Below are 18,025 nucleotides of genomic sequence, written 5' to 3'. Positions count from 1 at the left end.
ACAACCAAGAGTGCGGGCAGAGCGGGATGTACCGCATGATAGTTCTAATATCCTGTTCGATGCCGTACAGCTGACCGGGGAGCTACTCGTCATAAAATCGTAGGGCAGACGCCAGCAGATTCACTCGTGGTTCACTGACCAGCGGAGTCGACGACATCTATCCAGAGATGAAGGTCACGGTACGCCGTTTCCTGCGTGGGTGTCTCTGGAGGGTCGCCTTCGTACAACAAATACTGGACACGAAGGTCCTCACCGGTGCGTGTTGGCGCAAGCTGATGCTGCTCATGGTGGGTGGTGTTATGATCGAGTGTTGTGGTGAAGCGATCGAGCTCCTGTCGGTCGATAACCTGAGTCTCGTTTCCTTCTTGGGTTACCTCTTGCAGTTGGACCACAACCGTGTACTCCGTGCGTTCATACTCGTTGTTCGAGATGCCGACGGTCAGATCTGCCTGTTCGCCCCGCTCCAACTGTTCGGGGTACCCGTCAGCCACCAGCTCTCCATCAGGATTCTCAGTCAACAGATAAAATTCGCTAAACTGCTCGCCCTGTGGTGGAACAGCTACAGCATAGCCAACGCTGCCGATCGCAAGCAGCAACGAGGCGATAAGCAGTACATTTAGCGCAGAATCCGTGCGACTCTCAGGCTCGAACAACTCCGCTCGTGCTGTGGAAATCCACGTTTGGTATGGGACTGAGAACTGATCGGTTGGTGGCAGTGCGTGACGACGGTGCGCGGCCACCGCAACACTGCTAAGTGTGAAGCCAGCCACCGTGACGACAATCGGCACCAGTCGGATCCCCCACGGAGTGAAATTCAACACCAAGCCGATCAGGGGAACGATGGCAATCGAGAGCCCAAATGAGAGCGCAACCCGCTCGATACCGTCGATTCCTTCTTGATCCGGGTCCGATGTTCGTGTTGGTGTCTCCGCTTCGGCAATCGCTGCGTCAGTGCCTGGGACAGCACTTGGTTTCTCGGTCGATGTAGTAGCGGAATCAGCCGTATCGTCCGCTGTACCAGAGGACGAGTGGCCACCAGCTTCTGGAAAGAGCGCAGCAATAAACGCATACCCAGGAAGAAATAACACGAAACCCAGTCCAAACACGACTCGCAGTGGAGTGTCGTTAATGACCGGCACAAACACACTCACAAGCGTGATCGCCGTGAGGAGCACAACTGCAGCTAAATCTGCAGGAAGGGTCCGGAGGGGACGAGGGAGGAGTAGCCACACGTCCCGTCGATCCATACAGTATCGCAACGCTAGCGTCAATAAAAAGCGTACGATACAACAGGTGCTCCCTCCGGACGCGTTATCGGCGGCGATACGCGCTCTGACGGTAGAATTAGACTGAGCCGCTTTGTTTCATCCGGTGATAGTGACGAGCCCACTTCAGGTGGCAACAAATTAGGAAGCGATACAGTTCCTCTTAAATATTATACGAGTGAACTTTGAGAAACTCTGAGAGCAATTATGATGCCAATAAATGAGGCCTCTGGCATATCACCAATAGTGGTGCTTGCCGTGGTCGTCTCCCTCATCCTTGGTCTGGCAATTACGCGTGTCGTACGCGCTGTTGACTGAGTGTGCCGCCTCAGTAGTTTTTGATACTAAGCGAGATACATCAACATCCAACAAGAGGGTGTTCTAGCGAGAAAACTAGCAAAACAAGGCGGTCATGTCAGTATGAAATCCAATATGAGATCGGTAGTATTTCAAAAGTTGTAGATGTAAAATTAGCTATGTATGACCTCACTGGCTTTCAGCGAGACTTGCTGTACGTAGTCGCTGGTCTTGATGACCCTCACGGGCTCGCAATTAAAGACGAACTAGAGGACTACTACGAAAAAGAGATCCACCATGGTCGTCTCTATCCGAATCTCGACACACTCGTTGAGAAAGGACTGATCGAAAAAAGTCAGCGCGATCGACGAACCAACGAGTACACTACCACCCGCCGAGGCACCAGAGAGATCGAGGCGCGGGCTGAGTGGGAAGCACAGTACATCGACCACGACGACTGAGCACCACGACGGCTAATCAGATCGTTGCTCGGGTGTTGGGTCCCATCGCAGAGAAGTTGATAGAATTACAGGCAGACGAGACGTACCGTGTGGCTGTTCTACCGTCATCCGTGACCAACGAGACTAACAACACTGACGTCGATCCACAGCCCGAGCAAGCGCCGCAGACACCCCCTGTCGAAAAAGGCGAACAACGCACCGTCGAAATCGAAGATATTGGTGACCAAGGCGACGGTATCACGCGTGTTGAGCGCGGGTTCGTCGTTATCGTTCCTGACACCAAACAGAGCGAGCGTGTCACTATCGAGATTACCGATGTGCACGAGAATGTCGCCTTCGCGGAAGTTGTCGAGCGCGTTAGCTACTACGAGTAGTCTAAAGCGCATCCTCTTCGTCTTTCCTCAATAGCTCTGTAGCCGAAGCAGGAGCTTCGGCCGTTCTCATAATGACCGCAAGGCGGAAACCCGCGTCTTTACAGTAGGTGCCGAAGTAGCTGAGTCGTCGTTTTCGTTGTTGGTGACCAATCTGCGGTATGATCCACGCAACTGAGGCGATGCAGCTATCTCGTGCTGCTTCTACACTGTTATTCACACATCTTGATTTTGCGACGAAGCCGAACGGACAGTATCCGAGCGAGGACTTTCTGAAAGTCCTCGCTCGGAGTTCCTTCGACGGCGAATTCGTCCATACAACCGCGAAAGAGCTTCAGCTTGCTCGGAATGAAGATATTGATCTCCAGCAACGGAGTCCGCTTGCCAAATCACTGCTCTACCACCTGCGTGGACTGAGCCCGGACGCCATCGACGCTCAGTTCGATGGCGTCCGGGCCGCAACAGTCGCTCACGCCCGCCGCCAGCGGGCGTTCACTCGTCCAGTCGATGTCGCGCTAGACATTCACGAATGGCTCTACTACGGCTCGGACGACACACCGCACGTCTGTTCGGTCAATCCAGATCGCGAAACAAACCTCGCGTACGCATTTGTGACACTCTGTATCGTCGATCCTGCCGTTCGATTCACGCTCGCATCCGAATCTGTTGCGGCGAATGACTCCCGCACGCTGCGGGAGTCGATTCGTCGGCTCATCGCCACTGCTCGACAATTCGTCGAGATCAGCCGCGTTTACTGTGATCGCGGCTTCTACCGCATGCCACTCGTTGAGACGTTCGTTGAGCTTGACCTCGAGTTCGTTGTGCGTGCGCCACAGACTGTGGGCGTCAAGCGCGCGCTTGACGCCCACGACGCTTCTCCATTCGTCACAGATTACGAGATGGTGCGAAAGAATCCACCGACCGGCCGGGTTCCCGTAACACTCGTCGTCGTCCCGCACCGCACACGGGACGACGACTCGTTTTGCCTTGTGACGAACTGTGCGGTGTCGAAAGATGCCGCTGAACCGCTTGCAGAAGCATACCGCCGCCGGTGGGGAATAGAAACCTCCTACCGGAAGATCGGTGAGTTTCTGCCGCGAACATCGTCACCGACGTTTGCGGTGCGGCTATTCGAGTTTCTGTTTGCGGTGGCGATGTACAATCTGTGGATTCTGGTGTGTCTGTTTCTTGCTGATCAGCGAGAATTCACTGATCGACCAGCCGTCTCGACAGCACTGTTTCGGCTGTTCGTGCTGTCAGTTCCGGACGGATAGCGACAGATGCGGCGGCTGACCCGGATCCCTCCGGGTCAGCACGCCGCTGGCTACTGACAAGACCGTCAAACCACTCGCTGTTGCCATTCTCTTCGCTCTCGGACAGTGGTTCGCTGAGGGAAAATATTGACTTGATCGGTCTTTCTCGACCACGAGGAACGGAAATCAATTGAATCTCTCCAGTACTTCGGCACCTACTGTTTAGGCGCGGGAGGAAGCCGACAATCCATTACACGAAACATACCCAATAGCAGGCTGACTCCCCCACGTCAACACAAACCATCATAAGAACTCCCTGCCTCGTATGAAGTACAGATGGTGGAGGATTCAAGCACTCGAACCGTGCCCATCAAACTCGATGTGGACCAGAGTGCCGCTACCCTTCTCCACCAGACAACCGACCACTTCCTCGACGCCGCCAACTACGTCGTAGACGTAGCGTGGGAACCAGACTGGAAAATCACCAGCAAACAGAAACTCCACGACGAAACGTACTACGATGTTCGAGACGACTCACCGCTCCCGGCCAACCTTGTGCAAGCCGCACGCAACCGAGCCGCAGAAGCCGTCAAAGGCTGTGTCGAACGCTGGAAGGAAGCCAAGAAAGCCTCGAAACCACACTTCACATCACGGTTCGCCAGCTACGACGCCCGAACCGTCACCGTCAACGACGACCACGCCACGCTCGCCACCATCGATGGGCGAGTCACCGCCGAGTTTGTCTTCCCCGATGAACAGCGTGACACGCCACACTCGGCGTACCTGTTCAACGACGATTACGATGTGAAGGGTGCTACACTCCACTACGATACAGTTGAGGGCTGTTTCTATCTTCACGTGCGGACAAAGCCCGCCGTGGAGAACGATGATGCCGAACAAGGCGATGCCAAGCACGTCTCCGTCCTTGGTGTTGACCTCGGCATCACAAACATCGCAACCACCTCAACCGGCACGTTTTGGAGTGGCGGCGAACTCAACCACTGGCACCGAGAGTATGAGAAGCGTCGAGGAGACCTCCAACAAACCGGGACTCGGTGGGCGCACGAGAATGTTCAGCGGGTCGGTCGAAAACAAACCGGACGCTTCGAGCAGCTGCTTCACACGATCTCGAACGAACTCGTGGAGGAAGCTCTTGAAAACGACTGTACGCACATCGTGTTTGAGCAACTCAAAGGCATCCGCGAACGCCTCCCGCACGCGAAGGCGGTCCACAAGTGGGCGTTCCACCGACTCTACGAGTACGTCACGTACAAAGTCGAGTCTAAAGGACTTGAGGTGAAGCAAATTAACCCGGCGTATACGAGTCAGCGTTGCTCGAAGTGTGGATTCACGCACGAGGATAACAGGCCGACACAGAATGGTCAGGATGTGTTCGGTTGTCTGAAGTGCGGGTACGATGTTCACGCGGATTACAATGCGGCGAAGAATATCGGTCTGAAGTATCTCCGCGACCAGCAAAAGTCTGGTCGCGGAGGCGCACCCGTAGGCGTGCGCTTGAACAGCGGGACGTTGAACNGTATCTCCGCGACCAGCAAAAGTCTGGTCGCGGAGGCGCACCCGTAGGCGTGCGCTTGAACAGCGGGACGTTGAACGTGAATGGCGAGTATTCGCCTACCGCGCTCAGCGGGTAGAGCGGGAGTCCACGCTGAATGCCACGCCCTTCAGGGCGTGGTAGCTTACTCACGGGAAGACGAGGGTATGCGCTCGTATCCCTATCATAGAGCAGCTACATAATGTGGATAATATAGATTGCGTGTATCCGTTAATTAGTACTGAGGCGGAGGATGATCATCGTGCTGAATACGTGTGAAATGTGAATAATGTAAATTATGTATATTATGCAAATTTGGTGAGCAGTCTAGCAAATAAAGATTGTGAGCAATATCTAAAAATCGCACAAAATGTGAATTGTGTAAATAATGCACACAATTTGTCTGACATAGAATTAAGTTGGGTGAACTTCATTAGCCGCGTATGAGCAGAGCAAAACACACATTATTCACAAAATGTACACAACATACACCGTCTACCCAAGGCACATTATATACAAAATGTACAAAATTTACTCATCACGGAGATGCTAAATCATGAGTGCTGACGAGTTTGAGGGGCTTCCTGGAGCAGCTGTCTCGTTGCTCAAAGGTGGCGTAGGAAAATCTACGATCGCACTCAACATCGCGGATCGACTCGCTGATCGTGGCCATGAGACGGTGCTACTGGATCTAGATAAGGATGGACACATGACGACCCAGTTGGGGTACGACGATGCGTACGATCGAGATGCGAACCTCGGTGACGCCCTCATCGATGGTGAAGATCCCGAAGACCTGCTTATCGAGACGGACTTCGGCGTTCACCTCCTCCCATCGAGCAACGATCTTGAGAATGTAGAGACGAGGCTGAAAGACGAACGGTTCGCAGACGTGAAGCTTCGGCGGAACGTCGTCGATCCACTCATCCAAAATGGATACGATTACGTGATAATTGATGCCGCAGGCGGCCGTGGGAAACTCTCCGACAACGCCCTCATCGCCGTCCAGCGCGTCATAGTCCCGCTGATTCCGCGTGCTGGCTCGATTAACGGCCTCAATAAGATGATCGAACGCCAAATTTCTCCAATCCGGCAGAATATCGGGTTAGACATCCTCGCGGTTACCCCAAATATGATTCGCGAAACAATGGGACAGCACAACGAGCATCGGACTCTCGTTGAAAATCTCAACCGAGAGTTTGGTTCGTTCGTCCCTGAGTACGCTCGTATTGAGCCGGAGATCTTCGATACGCTTGACGATTCTGAACAGACCGTCGATAGTATTCCAAAGCCCGGAATCCGTGAACGAACCGCAATTTCTCGTGCTTTCAAGCAAGGGATGCCTGTCTCGAAGTTTGACGAAGATTGCGACCAGATCCCGAATTTCGACCACTTAGCGGACCTCGTGGAGGAATACAGCCATGCCTAATGAGGACGACCGTTTCGGGGACGTCGCTGAACAGCTCAAACAAACAGAGGAAGAAGTAGAATCGGACGACAACGAACGCACAGGCACTGAGGATGAACCGCAACCGGACGAAGAAATAGCTACTGAGAACGCAGAATCGGAGACTGAGTCTGCACCAGACCAAGATGATGAGGATGTGGACGAATCTAGCGGTGGGCCAGCTTTCTCCTTCGACGAGACCGATATGCACGGCTTCTATGTCCGAGAAGAGACGTGGAATGGTGTTACCCGGATGCGATCATCGGTCACTGCCGCGTGCTCTATGTTTGATGTTCCTGAGTTCGAGGGGAGAGAGTTTCAAGATGCGTGTCTTCAGGTGATTGCAGACCACGGTGACGAGGTTGCCCTCCAGATTCTCCGAGAGCGTGGTATCGAAGCAGACGAGGAACGTGTACAGGAAGTTGTGGAGATGCTGAGCGAGCAGGTCACAAGCGACTGATCGGAAAATCGGTCAATTTTCGACTACTTAGACATTGTACATTATGTACATAATGTGAATTATGTGAACTCGATCGAACAGATCAGAGTCCTTCCGTATAGTTGGGAATTATTTTCTCGAAGAGCTCATCACAGCACTCCCAGAGGAGTTTCGGGGGAGACACTGCCTCGAACACAGCCTCTTCGTAATCCGGGGTCTCCATCGAAGCCGTCTGGTACTGGAAGTGCGCTGCGCCGAGGTGGGTATGATCTCCATCTTGGTGCCAGCCGCAGTGGAACCCCACATTCGGGTCGGCGTAGTCGATCCTAAACTCGTCGTGGGGAGCAGTGAGTTTCCAGTGGACCTCGAGTTGCGGTGACTCAGGCCCAGTCGACGGCACCACACGCTGTGGGTCGATTTTAGCGGCAAGGAATCGTTTCTGGATCGCGTCCGGCTCCAACCAGACAGAGATGACTTCTGCTTGCCGTTCCAGTACGTCTTTGAGTGTTCGATAAATGGCCGGATTTTCTGATCCCCGACTCATACGGATGCAGAGCGCGGCTCACCAGGGAAACGGTCGTAAAGTCGGAGTGCATCCTCAACGAGACCGCGGCGCGTTTCAAGATGGTCCCACTCCTGAGCTACTTGTCGACGCTCGCGTTCGTCTGTGACGTCTTCTGTCCTGCTGAGGCTTGCACGGAGTTCGTTGGGGGTTTCGACGTCGTATTCTGCCTTCCACGTTCGAATTTGCTCGTTCATTTGTTCAAGACTCGTGGCGAGATCGTCGGGTGAGTGCTCTTCGTAGAGCTCACGCATCTCGACGAGGTACTGACCGACAGGGTCAGGCTCATACGTAGTCTGCTGGCCACGTGTATCCGAGCGTAGTTTATTATCGTCTGTGAGACGTTTGAGGTACTTCGTCGCCGTCTCGTGGGCGACCTCGGCTTCTGCGGCGATCCAATTTGCCGTTCGAGGCTCACCAACAGTGAGTGCGACCGCTTCGACGCGCTCGGCCGCCGACAGTCCGTCAGTCCAGCTTCGGGCCGGTTCGTCGCTCATGACTCCGTCTACACACTCAATATAGATATAATTTGAGCCACCTCAAATTATATCTAATACCTTTTGTCGGAATGAACACCCCACCGTCGAAATGAAAATGGAAGAATGTTGTGTACCAGTTGGAATACGAGGCCCCGTCACCTTCTCCGTCCTGAAGGGCGGAGTTTGTCGGTGACCTCCCATTCTGGCCACCCTATCGGTTGGCAGGCGAGTAGCGACCATTCACGTTCAGCGTTCCCGATTTCAGGACGAAGTGACGTGTCGCCCCTCCATGCGGAGACTTTTGCCCCGCACGGAGTAGCCGAAAGCCGATGTTCTTCGCCGCGTTGTAATCCGTGTTGACCTCGTATCCACACTTCTGGCAACGGAACTTCGCCTGCGACGGGAGATTCTCGTCCAGCGTCGTCCCACACTTCGAGCACCGCGTGGACGTGTACGCCGGGTCTGCCTGTGTGAAGTCGATATCTTCCGCTTCGGCCTTGTACGTCGCATAGTCGTACAAGCGGCGGAACGGTCACGCACGGAACTTCTGTACGCCCGGCATCCGATCACGAATATCCGTCAACTCCTCTAACGCTATCCGGTCACACCCGTGTGCGACCGCCTCGTGGGCGATGGCTTTCGAGATGCGGTGTAGGTAATTCTCTACCCACCACATCTCGCGGTCGCCCATCCGTTCGATGAGCCGGCTCCGTCCCCGTCGGTTGCAGACTCAAGGCTCTAGCACCAATCTCCGAACTCCCCGGTTCTCTCACCAGCTACTATCAGTACGCTGTCTTGCAGTTCCCTCAAACGGGCCGCCCAATTCTGTTGCTAATAATGGTACAAATTATTTCCGCTGTAGTTGTGACCGGTTGTCTCAATTCGTATGCCTCAAGCCCTCTCTGCTCAGTCGTTCAGAGCTGATCGATCGGCTTGTTGATGATCTGGAAGACTTCGCTCGCCCGGTAGAAGCGATTCCGGTCTTTCCCGGTAAGTTCTTCGATTATTCCGTCATCTTCGAGCTGTCCAATCAGTCGGTTAGCCGTGCTGTATTCGACATCCAACCAGTCGGCTGCTGTGTTCACGTCCAGGTACGGATCTTCGAAGAGCCGCATCACCAGTTCAAGGATATTCCCAGACCGCTCGCTCTGATAGCGCTGTTGATAGTCTTCTCGGAGGTCAACTAGCAGGTTGGCCCGGTGGTGGGCCTCATTTGCTTGCGACTGTACGCCACGCAGGAAAAACAGGAGCCACTCTTCCCATTCACCGTGCTGACTGACTGCCAAGAGATGATCGACGTACGCTGAACGTCGTGCGTTGAAATACGAACTCAGGTAGAGATACGGCTCAGGCAGGAGACCGTCACGTTGCAGGAGGAGACTGATCAATAGTCGCCCAAGTCGTCCATTCCCATCGAGAAACGGGTGAATTGTCTCGAACTGGTAGTGGATTAGCCCGATTCGGAGAAGTGGATGCAGATTCGTCTCTTGGTTCCCATACTCGAGAAGGTCTTCGAGAAGGTCGGGGATCTCGTTCGGTGGCGTCGGCACGTATCTGGCGTCTTGGATGTATGGCGTACTGCCGATGAAATTCTGAGTCGAACGGAGTTCCCCTGGGTCAGCCTCATCTCCACGGACACCCGAAAGCAACCGGTCGTGCATCTCGCATAGCAATTCGACGGTGATTGGATCGCCAGCTGTGATCGCATCCAATCCGTGCGTCAGCGCGTGTAGATAGTTCACGACTTCTTGGGTACCCTGCTGCCTGTCTTCGTCGATGAGAGCTTCTTGTCCGGCCTCATAGGCGTAGATGTCTGAAAGAGTAGCGTGTGTGCCCTCGATTTGGGAGGATTCCAGCGCTTCTTTTCGGATGAACGGCTCGATCAGGATCTCCCTTGAGCCGACACGTGGACCGATGCCGTGAAGTCGGCCAAGTGCCTGTGTCGCCTCCGCTAGCGGCGTAATGAGCTGTTCAGTATTGATTGAGGGCGGAAGCGGGTCAGGTTGAAACGCCGAATACGTCCCCTTCGCCGTCGTCGTGGGAACGATCTCACCGGGTGCTGCCTCGTCGAAGTCATCTCGCTCCATTAGTGGTATCCCTACGAATATGCCCACCACTATTGGTATTTTTGGTACTAAATCAAAATAACAGTCTGGCCGATTGCGCTGTTACAACTACTCAGGATCTTTGGGGACAGGTTTGGAGGCACATATCTTTTCGCTGGGTTTGCGGGGAACACCTGCTCAGATGGGTCATACTACGTCGGAGATGTTGCGAGAGAGCTTCTGTCGATCGCTGATGAATACGTCAACATCAGGATGGTGTATGCTGACCGGGAGTTCCATGCGGCCGACGTGATACAGACGCTTACTGGCAAGGGATTGGACTACGTGATCCCTGCTCAGAAAGATCAGCATCGGATTGGACCGATGTGTGACCGGTTTGACCAAGTGAAGCAGGGTATCACGAACCGAACGACACCCCGCTGTATGTCGAGGACGATTTCGTCATGCACGGTGCAGTGAAGGGTGGCGTCTCAAACCACACGGTACATACGACCGTTGCCGTGTTACCCCCAGCGGAAGATGATGATGTCCATGAAGAGGGATCGCCACAGCCCTTTATCACAAGTCTCGATGTGAGTGACGAGGTCGCACTCGATCGGCGCTGGGCGAAAAAGCAGATTGAACAGTACAGTGACCGCGGATCGATCGAGAACTCGTACTCGTCGATCAAGAACGCAGCAGCGTGGACTACCTCGAAGGAGTTTGGAGTACGGTGGTTCCATTTCGCCTTTGGGTGTGTGGTCTACAACATGTGGCTGTTAGTCGATTTCCTCACACAGGAGCGCATTGGAGTCATTAAAACCCGGAAGAAGCCCAGAATCACACTCAGTCGGTTCCTTGATTGGCTGGACAAAGAGCTGATCACACTCATTTAGAGCTCGGTCTGGGCTAGCCCTTCGCGAGAGGCATCACTCTTTGCTGAGATAGATTTCGACCGATAAGTTTGTTTAGTATAATAATTCTGTCTCTATGATAGCTATTAGAGCGTAATCGCGGCTATTTCTATCGGGTACTGGTCCGAATAGAGTCGATCCCGTGAACGTTTTGACCGGCATTCGCAACTCCAGAGCGAAAAATTTGTATAGCGATATGTCATATATGGTCGATCCCACTTGGATTAAATACGCTCTAACGGCTGAAATCAAGCGATCAGCGCTCACAACCGAGTAAATCCGCTATTTCAATATACTTTGTCTTAGGCGAGTAAGACAGAGTAAGTTCTTAGTGACCCCCACCCGTGGGCCCAGATGAGCCAGATTCAGAATTATGGCCGACGCTTCCCCAGACTGTCGCTCCAGCCGGAACCCTACGTCAGCAGCGACGTCCCACCGGCACAACCCCCACACTCCGGAGGTCCAATGACGGGCCGCCGCTCCGTCGAGACCGCGATCGACGACACGTTCACGAAGTACCTCACTGACAAGGGCAAAGGCGATGCCGGCGAGCAGGGCGCGTACCGCGCCGACGCCGAACGCGAGCTCCAGCGATTCCGCCACTGGTGTCTCGGACGGACCGCCGACTCGGCGAACGCTTCCCCGCCGGAGTCGTGGGCGGGCGTCGTCGACGGCGACACCGTCCGGTTCGCAGACCTCGATACGACGGTGTTCTCAGACTACGCGCGGTATCTCTCAACCGCCGGATACGCCGCCGGGACCGTCCTCACCTACTACGCGCACGTCGCATCGTGGTGCGGATGGGCGCACGCGCAGGGGTACATTCCGCGGCACTATGCCCGAGAGTCGGACGCCGAGGACCCACTCCCCGAGAACGACGGCCGACGTCCGGGCGATCAGCAGGCGTGGGAGCCGATCCACCGTGACCTGATCACGCAGTTCGTTGACCGGCGCGTCTCCGAAGCGTTCGACGCGCTCGGCGCGATCGGGGTCTCCCATACCGACCGGGGCGACCCGGAGAGCGAAGCGTGGCAGGCCAAACAGCGCGCCCGGTTCGAGGCGTACCAGCGGTGTCGCGAACAGGCGCTCGTGTACGTTGTCGCCTACACGGGCCTGCGCGGGTCGGAGTTCCTTTCGGCGCCGAAAGAGGACCGCGAGGGCCGCAACGGGATCCAGTGGCGTGACGTGTCGTTCGCGGACAGCAGCGTCACCGTGTTCCGGAAGAGTCGCGAGTGGAAGGAGGCATCTCTCCCCGAACCCGTCATCGGCCCGCTGCGCCGGTACGCCGAGGTGCTGGACGTCCCGGACTCGTGGCCGGTGTTCACGACGCTGCACCGGCCGTCACTCGCTTCTCATGTCACTGAGAGGCTCGCCGATGCCGGCCTCGACAACGACGCGATCGAGCGCGTCCGGGGCGGGGCGCCCGACCTGATCGTCGCCGCCGAGCACGACCTCGACGCACCGAAGCCGCTGACGACCGACGGCGCCCGGTCGATCATGGAACGGCTCTGGACCCACGAGGCGCTCGCCGAGCGTCGCAACGAGCTGGACCTCTCACTCGACGGCGACTACCTCGAACTACACGGCGGGCGTCGAGGCGTCGGTGAGGTACTCGTCCGGCAGTTCGGCTACGCCGCGGCCGCACGGTATCTCGACAACAGTGAGGAACAGGTCCGCGAGGCGTACCAGCATATCGAGGCGGCCGAGCGCGCCGACATGGCGACCGAGGCGTTCTCGCAGACGGACAACCGGGTAAACGAGCGGTAAGGTCCGGACCCTCTTGTTACTATACAATAGTAACGTCTGAATCAGTGGACCCGTCCGGGAGTACAGTCCAATATCTTCGGCGGGTTAGCTGAGTAGCGTATCAGCACTGCTGGTCGGTCCACTGACACCACTTCTCGAAGTCCTCCGCCCCGGACTGCTCTACGATGTTGCGCAACGTGCCAATTCGGATCTGATCGTGTTGCGGTACAGAGACAACGCAGACATCATCGTCGTTTGCCGGGTGCTCGTACCGCAGGTTGACGTGGCTACCAGTTCGGCCAACAATGACAAAGCGGTTTTTCGTGAGTGCCTTGACGACGTCGCGCCCGGAGAAATCGCGTGACGCCATCCGATTCACTACATAAAGTCGGGGAGGCCTTCGTGCTCATCACGAGCCCGCGACACCTCATCCGTATCGATACCGAGATCTTCGAGTACTTGCTCCTCTTCCTCCCGGGTATCGATCGACTCGCCGATCTCCCCCTTGTGGAGCGCGACTGCCTCGTCGAGGTTGTCGAGGGCGTCCTGCTTCGTCTCACCTTGGCTCGCAACACCTGTCTCCTCGTCACGGGCGACCCACCAGCTGTCGTCCGCCTGAGTGAGCGTGATGGTTCGCCCACTCTGGGGATCGTCGTTCGTACTCGTTTCAGTGCTCAATACCAGCGTATTACCTGAGTAGTGTGATAAGCATTCGGCTGGTGAACGAGCCGTCTTAGATCTTAATCAGCAACTCCAGTGTGAATCTTCAGAACGGAGGTCATCGATAGTAGCCGTTATGAGATCGAGTTGAGTTGTTTTCGAGAACAAGACCGTCAGTCAGTGGCTCACCTGTAGCTGCTTCTCGGTAGCACTAAGACCACGTCAAAGCAGTAGCTCTACCCGTCGACGTCGACGACAGTCGCCTCTTCAGGCGGTGCGATCTCGAGTTCGGCAGTGCCGCGCTTGATCTCCTCGGGCGTCGTCCCTTCAGCATTGGCGAGCAGCTCGGTGAGCTCCTCGTCCGAGACCATATCGGCGTCGGCCAGGGATTCACGGCTCATACCGCGTTCTACCCGGCGTGAAGCATAAACGTAGGTGTCGATCTGCGGCAGGTCAGTTCTCCCGCTCCCACCGTTCACCTATTTCTTGTGCGCCGATGTCGAGGGTTGCGGTGATCCCACACGAACAGTGGATGCCGACGGTGCCGGGTTGGGTTGTGATTGGGCCCTTCTCCTGTCCACAGCCCGGGCAGTTGACGCGGAAGATCTCGCCCATACACACCGATCTGTGTACTCTGGGAAAGACGCTCCGCACACTCTTAACCAACAGCCAGCAGTTTGATTACCGATTGTTGGTTAAGAGTGAAACCGCAGGACAGTGAGGGGATAGGGGAAGAGTTCTAGATAGCCCTATTTATCCGAACCTCTGGGATACCATCCGCATAGAGAGATTCCGTAACGCCGACGGTGTCCCCGAAGAAGCCTTTCCGCCCTGCTGACCGGCACCCGGTTCGTTCGGTGACTGGGTGCGGCGTCGAAGATCCTCGTGGGTGACACGTGACCCACGGGGACGGGCGTGGCGGTCCCAAAGCCTTCTTCCACGGGTCAGGATAGACGCGGTCGGAATAAGTCCGAGCGATCGAGCACGACGTCGGTTCCATATGCTGTATTGTTGACAGCCTGAGAGATACGTCTTGCGGACATATTCTCAAGGCAGATATTTGGGTCGGAGTATTTATCACTATTCTCTTGGTTAATTCATTCATACCAACGGACAAAGCGAGGATCAGGGTGGCTGGACCACCCGACTCGGTTGCGCAACACAGGACGCCTCAGTGGGCACCTGTCAATCTGCGTCCGAGTGTCGTTAATCTTCGTACCTGTCCCGTTGGCGACACAACAATGAACCTCAAATCATCATTTCAGGACAGTGAACGGGCCGTCAGTCCCGTTATAGGCGTTATACTCATGGTCGCAATAACTGTAATTTTAGCGGCCGTGATCGGGACATTTGTGCTCGGACTCGGAGACTCACTGAATGATAGTGCTCCGACGGCAAGCATTGATGCAGATGCTACTAGTAGTACCCCTGCTACAATCGTATTCACACATAAGGGTGGAGATACGATCGATGAGGGTAACCTTCGGTTTGTATCCTCAAACAGCAATGTAGAGTTTGTATCTGCCACCAACAACCTAGCCAGTGGTACTGACTTTGCAACGGCCAATACGGTTACAATCGATCTTAACAATACTGTTTCCAGCACTGAGACCACTACGATATCACTAGTATACGATGACGGCAGTACTTCATCAACACTTACGTCTATCGAAGTGGATGTCGCCGTCGATGGCAGCATAGACTAAGGGGCAGTAATTCTCTCCATATTTCGCAACTTGAACTCCGGATATACCTTACCAAACGGTTAGATGATAATCCAAACACGCTCGACTGCGTTGGGTCGGTTTTATCTATTTTCACTGGTTTCGACCCACTGAGGAGGTATTATCCAAGCGTCTGGGATCACCGTCCGCATAGAGAGGTCCTGTAACGCCGACGGTGTCCCAAAGGGTCTTTCCGCCGTGCCAACCGGCACCCGGTTCGTTCGGTGACCGGGGGCGTCGAGATTCTCGCGAGCGACACCCGGCCCACGGGGACGGGTACGACGGTCTCGGAGAGCAACTCTCAGCCGAGCACATTGCCAGTTGAACACTTATGTCGATCAAGCGAACCCGAGTTCACGGGCGGCGTTCGCCGAAATAGTGATCCCTCGCTCCCCGTATGAGACATGACTGGAGACGGATTCGCTGATGAGTTTGTGTAGATCGACGATATATGACTTCGGGCGCTCCTCTTGGATGCGTGTCGTCGCCTTCGTCTCAAAGTGTAGGCCACGGTGCGCGACGTACACCTCGACAAATCGGCGCCGGATCGACTCGGGACTCTCCCAGACGACCGCCGGGACGGCATCAAGGGCCGTCTTTGCGCCCTGCGGGGCACCCATGGCGACGAAACACCGCCCGAGTACCGAGGCGTCCGTTGCCGGGTACAGTTCAGTCGCGCGTCCGTCGCTGTTCACATGGCGACAGTGTGCGTCGACGCCGACCGCTGTGAACGCCGCTTCGATCGCTTCACGATCAATCCGACGTCCGATGGAAATTGCGGGAACAAACGTTTCGTTGATACTCCCGCCCGCGAGGACGTGCGCGAGCAGTTCGACGAGCGCGCCTGCCATGTCACACTCGGGATCGAGCCAGCCGTTCGCGCTCGCCGTCTCGATCCCGCGCACCGGATCGGGCCGTCCACCGTTGAGCCACGGCCGAACCCGCCCCGCCGGTAGTTCGAGCGCGGTTCCCACCGCTGTCCGACCGGCGTTCGGGTGCTCGGCGGCGTACGCCTGCACGCGCTGGTAATCCTCGACCTTTTCCCATGGGTCGGGGTAGACGCGATCAGAATAGGTCCGCGCGATCGAGCGCGCCGTCGGTTCCATGTGCTGTATGTTGACAGCCTGAGAGATACGTCTTGCGGACATATTCTCATGTTAGAGATTTGGGTCGGTGTATTTATCCCTCTTCTCTCCGTTAATTGATCCATACCAACAGACAGAGCGAGGATCAGGGTGGCTGGACCACCCGACTCGGTTGCGCAACACAGGACGCCTCAGTGGGCACCTGTCAATCTGCGTCCGAGTGTGGTTAACCTTCGCATTTGTCCCGTTGGAGACACAACGAAACTATGAACCTCAAATCAGCATTTCAGGACAGTGAACGGGCCGTCAGTCCCGTTATAGGCGTTATACTCATGGTCGCAATAACTGTAATTTTAGCGGCCGTGATCGGAACGTTCGTGCTTGGACTCGGTGACTCGCTAGGTGGTTCTGCTCCGACAGCAAGCATCGACGCAGAGGTTGTCGAGAATTCGGGTGGGGATGACGAAATCAGATTCACACATGAAGGTGGAGATACAATCGAGCTGGATAATCTTGAGTATGTAACCTCGAATAGCAATGTAGAGCTTGGCAGTGCAAGCCCCAGCTCTAGTGGTGACTTCTCAACGGCCAGTACGACTTCAGTTGCTATCACCGGTCCTGATACAAGCATCGAAACCACTACGATATCACTAGTGTTCAATAACGGTGACACTTCAGCAACGCTTGCGTCTATCGAGGTGGAAGGCGACGGCAGTTCAAGTGCAGATGATAGCGAGGTAACCGTAGTTTAAAACGGGGTATTCACCCCTACATTTCTGTAACAGTTTTTGCTAACCTATTCTGCTGGAACCTGCCGCTAACAGCCTTACAACACTTGGTATCGATAGATAAATCCTTTTACCCTGACATAAATTAGTAGTCCCATCGCCAATTTCTATCACCATCCTTTCGAATACTATGACGGACGCCCCAACCACGACCTTGTGTATGTAGCCTTTCTTTCACGGTCAATAATGTCCGCGGGAGGTATGTCACGCGACGAAGAAGGCGTTTTTCCCCGGACCTTCGGGTCGCTCTCTCACCGAACGGTTACCGGTCGATGCCCTCGGCGCCGATCATCGTTCCACCGCGCCCGCGTTCCGTTGGTACATGTTGTTGACCGCCCGACACTCGACGAAGATGGCGAGCCAAGCGGCGCTGAATACGTCCGGTATACCGTGTGCGACGTCGAGGTCCTTCAAGCGGACACGCGCCACGCGACCCACCGGGACGGGTGCGACGGCGTCGGCGAGCCGGTCTTAACCAACACGCGAGCCGAGCGGTCCCGTAACGGTCCCGTTTCCGACACGTCCCGCCGTCGGTCCGCGTCAGCCACGCTTAGGCAGTCTTAGGTATCGGATCAAACATGGCTGACGGCGTCGGGGTCGGGTAAGTGCTGTTTTGCTAATCCTGACCCACTGAGGAGGTGTTTGGGTAGTAATTCGAATTTGTGGCGCCACCGATATACCGATCGGTAACTGGGCGGTGTTCGTGATAGCGCCCGTTCTGAGATGTCGACTTCAGCTATGCTATGCGAACCAACAGACCACCGAGCATGTAAGGTGCCCCATCCCAAGTGCTTCCTATTGCTTGAGGACGACGACTTTGGTCAGAGGATCTGATTTCATTGTGATATCGGCGCCCTCATTTTAAAGACGGTGGGCGTCGATTTGGCCGTGTTCGTTGAGTTTCCGACTTTGGTAATAAAGTCGGAAACTCAAACGG

General features: G+C 55.4%; 20 protein-coding genes. 10 read left to right on the top strand and 10 right to left on the bottom strand.

Annotated features, from left to right (window positions below; translation table 11 throughout):
- Window positions 1-131: 131 nt before the first annotated feature.
- Entirely contained in the window at window positions 132-1,247 is a 1,116-nt protein-coding gene (locus C468_RS17105; RefSeq protein WP_008846853.1) for a DUF1616 domain-containing protein, read from the bottom strand.
- A 494-nt stretch (window positions 1,248-1,741) separates the two neighbouring features.
- Here C468_RS17105 and C468_RS00295 point away from each other — a divergent pair, with 494 nt between their 5' ends.
- From C468_RS00295 to C468_RS00270, 6 genes are all read left to right on the top strand, one after another.
- The gene (locus tag C468_RS00295) at window positions 1,742-2,023 is read left to right on the top strand and encodes a helix-turn-helix transcriptional regulator (RefSeq protein WP_008846852.1); all 282 of its coding nucleotides are present in this window, start codon (window positions 1,742-1,744) and stop codon (window positions 2,021-2,023) included.
- Window positions 2,024-2,055: 32 nt separating this feature from the next.
- A complete protein-coding gene (locus C468_RS17100) occupies window positions 2,056-2,397 on the top strand; it encodes a TRAM domain-containing protein (RefSeq protein ID WP_080510544.1) in 342 nt (113 codons plus the stop codon).
- 158 nt (window positions 2,398-2,555) lie between these two features.
- Window positions 2,556-3,668 (top strand): transposase, encoded by a 1,113-nt coding sequence (locus C468_RS00285; RefSeq protein WP_008846850.1) that lies wholly within the window; start codon window positions 2,556-2,558, stop codon window positions 3,666-3,668.
- Window positions 3,669-3,983: 315 nt separating this feature from the next.
- Window positions 3,984-5,231, top strand: a complete 1,248-nt coding sequence (locus tag C468_RS00280) for an RNA-guided endonuclease InsQ/TnpB family protein (RefSeq protein WP_008846849.1) — start codon at window positions 3,984-3,986, stop codon at window positions 5,229-5,231.
- Between the two features lie 524 nt (window positions 5,232-5,755).
- The gene (locus C468_RS00275; RefSeq protein WP_008846848.1) at window positions 5,756-6,628 is read left to right on the top strand and encodes a ParA family protein; all 873 of its coding nucleotides are present in this window, start codon (window positions 5,756-5,758) and stop codon (window positions 6,626-6,628) included.
- Window positions 6,621-7,106: a hypothetical protein gene (locus tag C468_RS00270; RefSeq protein ID WP_008846847.1), complete on the top strand. Its 486-nt coding sequence runs from the start codon at window positions 6,621-6,623 to the stop codon at window positions 7,104-7,106. The genes C468_RS00275 and C468_RS00270 overlap by 8 nt, the downstream gene beginning before the upstream one ends.
- 82 nt (window positions 7,107-7,188) lie before the next feature.
- Here C468_RS00270 and C468_RS00265 read toward each other — a convergent pair whose 3' ends face one another.
- From C468_RS00265 to C468_RS00250, 4 genes are all read right to left on the bottom strand, one after another.
- Window positions 7,189-7,629 carry a hypothetical protein gene (locus C468_RS00265; RefSeq protein ID WP_049911741.1) on the bottom strand — a complete coding sequence of 147 codons (441 nt, stop codon included), beginning with the start codon at window positions 7,627-7,629 and terminating at the stop codon, window positions 7,189-7,191.
- Entirely contained in the window at window positions 7,626-8,144 is a 519-nt protein-coding gene (locus tag C468_RS00260) for a DUF7342 family protein (protein ID WP_049911740.1), read from the bottom strand. The genes C468_RS00265 and C468_RS00260 overlap by 4 nt, the downstream gene beginning before the upstream one ends.
- A gap of 193 nt (window positions 8,145-8,337) precedes the next feature.
- Complete coding sequence (locus tag C468_RS18880; protein WP_241430947.1) at window positions 8,338-8,646, bottom strand: transposase; 309 nt, start codon at window positions 8,644-8,646, stop codon at window positions 8,338-8,340.
- Between the two features lie 394 nt (window positions 8,647-9,040).
- Window positions 9,041-10,240: a Fic family protein gene (locus tag C468_RS00250; protein ID WP_241430946.1), complete on the bottom strand. Its 1,200-nt coding sequence runs from the start codon at window positions 10,238-10,240 to the stop codon at window positions 9,041-9,043.
- A gap of 395 nt (window positions 10,241-10,635) precedes the next feature.
- Here C468_RS00250 and C468_RS18875 point away from each other — a divergent pair, with 395 nt between their 5' ends.
- Both C468_RS18875 and C468_RS00240 read left to right on the top strand, forming a co-directional pair.
- Window positions 10,636-11,067 (top strand): hypothetical protein, encoded by a 432-nt coding sequence (locus tag C468_RS18875; protein ID WP_049911739.1) that lies wholly within the window; start codon window positions 10,636-10,638, stop codon window positions 11,065-11,067.
- 483 nt (window positions 11,068-11,550) lie between these two features.
- Complete coding sequence (locus C468_RS00240) at window positions 11,551-12,852, top strand: hypothetical protein (RefSeq protein WP_008846842.1); 1,302 nt, start codon at window positions 11,551-11,553, stop codon at window positions 12,850-12,852.
- 100 nt (window positions 12,853-12,952) lie between these two features.
- On the opposite strand, the gene C468_RS00235 is transcribed toward C468_RS00240, so the two are convergent.
- The 4 genes from C468_RS00235 to C468_RS18320 form a co-directional block, all read right to left on the bottom strand.
- Window positions 12,953-13,201, bottom strand: a complete 249-nt coding sequence (locus tag C468_RS00235; protein ID WP_008846841.1) for a type II toxin-antitoxin system HicA family toxin — start codon at window positions 13,199-13,201, stop codon at window positions 12,953-12,955.
- Between the two features lie 8 nt (window positions 13,202-13,209).
- The gene (locus C468_RS00230; protein WP_008846840.1) at window positions 13,210-13,509 is read right to left on the bottom strand and encodes a type II toxin-antitoxin system HicB family antitoxin; all 300 of its coding nucleotides are present in this window, start codon (window positions 13,507-13,509) and stop codon (window positions 13,210-13,212) included.
- A 218-nt stretch (window positions 13,510-13,727) separates the two neighbouring features.
- Window positions 13,728-13,892, bottom strand: coding sequence for a hypothetical protein (locus C468_RS17095; RefSeq protein WP_241430945.1), 165 nt, complete (start codon window positions 13,890-13,892; stop codon window positions 13,728-13,730).
- A 52-nt stretch (window positions 13,893-13,944) separates the two neighbouring features.
- On the bottom strand, window positions 13,945-14,106 hold the full coding sequence (locus C468_RS18320) for a hypothetical protein (protein ID WP_161609706.1): 162 nt from the start codon (window positions 14,104-14,106) through the stop codon (window positions 13,945-13,947).
- Window positions 14,107-14,732: 626 nt separating this feature from the next.
- Here C468_RS18320 and C468_RS17090 point away from each other — a divergent pair.
- A complete protein-coding gene (locus tag C468_RS17090) occupies window positions 14,733-15,197 on the top strand; it encodes a type IV pilin (RefSeq protein ID WP_008846839.1) in 465 nt (154 codons plus the stop codon).
- A 356-nt stretch (window positions 15,198-15,553) separates the two neighbouring features.
- Here C468_RS17090 and C468_RS00225 read toward each other — a convergent pair whose 3' ends face one another.
- Window positions 15,554-16,321, bottom strand: a complete 768-nt coding sequence (locus C468_RS00225; protein WP_008846838.1) for a hypothetical protein — start codon at window positions 16,319-16,321, stop codon at window positions 15,554-15,556.
- Between the two features lie 245 nt (window positions 16,322-16,566).
- Here C468_RS00225 and C468_RS17085 point away from each other — a divergent pair, with 245 nt between their 5' ends.
- Window positions 16,567-17,052, top strand: coding sequence for a type IV pilin (locus tag C468_RS17085; RefSeq protein ID WP_152422817.1), 486 nt, complete (start codon window positions 16,567-16,569; stop codon window positions 17,050-17,052).
- Window positions 17,053-18,025: the final 973 nt, after the last annotated feature.

The organism is Halorubrum kocurii JCM 14978, from assembly GCF_000337355.1.
Taxonomy (GTDB): Archaea; Halobacteriota; Halobacteria; order Halobacteriales; family Haloferacaceae; genus Halorubrum; species Halorubrum kocurii.
This window is presented reverse-complemented; position numbering and strand designations above follow the sequence as displayed.

Excerpts from the sequence above, each read along its gene's own strand:
- C468_RS17085 (WP_152422817.1), top strand. The coding sequence starts at position 16,567 with ATGAACCTCAAATCAGCATTTCAGGACAGTGAACGGGCCGTCAGTCCC.
- C468_RS17095 (WP_241430945.1), bottom strand. The coding sequence starts at position 13,892 with ATGAGCCGTGAATCCCTGGCCGACGCCGATATGGTCTCGGACGAGGAG.
- C468_RS00235 (WP_008846841.1), bottom strand. The coding sequence starts at position 13,201 with ATGGCGTCACGCGATTTCTCCGGGCGCGACGTCGTCAAGGCACTCACG.
- C468_RS18320 (WP_161609706.1), bottom strand. The coding sequence starts at position 14,106 with ATGGGCGAGATCTTCCGCGTCAACTGCCCGGGCTGTGGACAGGAGAAG.
- C468_RS00225 (WP_008846838.1), bottom strand. The coding sequence starts at position 16,321 with ATGGAACCGACGGCGCGCTCGATCGCGCGGACCTATTCTGATCGCGTC.
- C468_RS18875 (WP_049911739.1), top strand. The coding sequence starts at position 10,636 with ATGCACGGTGCAGTGAAGGGTGGCGTCTCAAACCACACGGTACATACG.
- C468_RS00240 (WP_008846842.1), top strand. The coding sequence starts at position 11,551 with ATGACGGGCCGCCGCTCCGTCGAGACCGCGATCGACGACACGTTCACG.
- C468_RS00270 (WP_008846847.1), top strand. The coding sequence starts at position 6,621 with ATGCCTAATGAGGACGACCGTTTCGGGGACGTCGCTGAACAGCTCAAA.
- C468_RS00295 (WP_008846852.1), top strand. The coding sequence starts at position 1,742 with ATGTATGACCTCACTGGCTTTCAGCGAGACTTGCTGTACGTAGTCGCT.
- C468_RS00260 (WP_049911740.1), bottom strand. The coding sequence starts at position 8,144 with ATGAGCGACGAACCGGCCCGAAGCTGGACTGACGGACTGTCGGCGGCC.
- C468_RS00265 (WP_049911741.1), bottom strand. The coding sequence starts at position 7,629 with ATGAGTCGGGGATCAGAAAATCCGGCCATTTATCGAACACTCAAAGAC.
- C468_RS17105 (WP_008846853.1), bottom strand. The coding sequence starts at position 1,247 with ATGGATCGACGGGACGTGTGGCTACTCCTCCCTCGTCCCCTCCGGACC.
- C468_RS00275 (WP_008846848.1), top strand. The coding sequence starts at position 5,756 with ATGAGTGCTGACGAGTTTGAGGGGCTTCCTGGAGCAGCTGTCTCGTTG.
- C468_RS17090 (WP_008846839.1), top strand. The coding sequence starts at position 14,733 with ATGAACCTCAAATCATCATTTCAGGACAGTGAACGGGCCGTCAGTCCC.
- C468_RS00285 (WP_008846850.1), top strand. The coding sequence starts at position 2,556 with ATGATCCACGCAACTGAGGCGATGCAGCTATCTCGTGCTGCTTCTACA.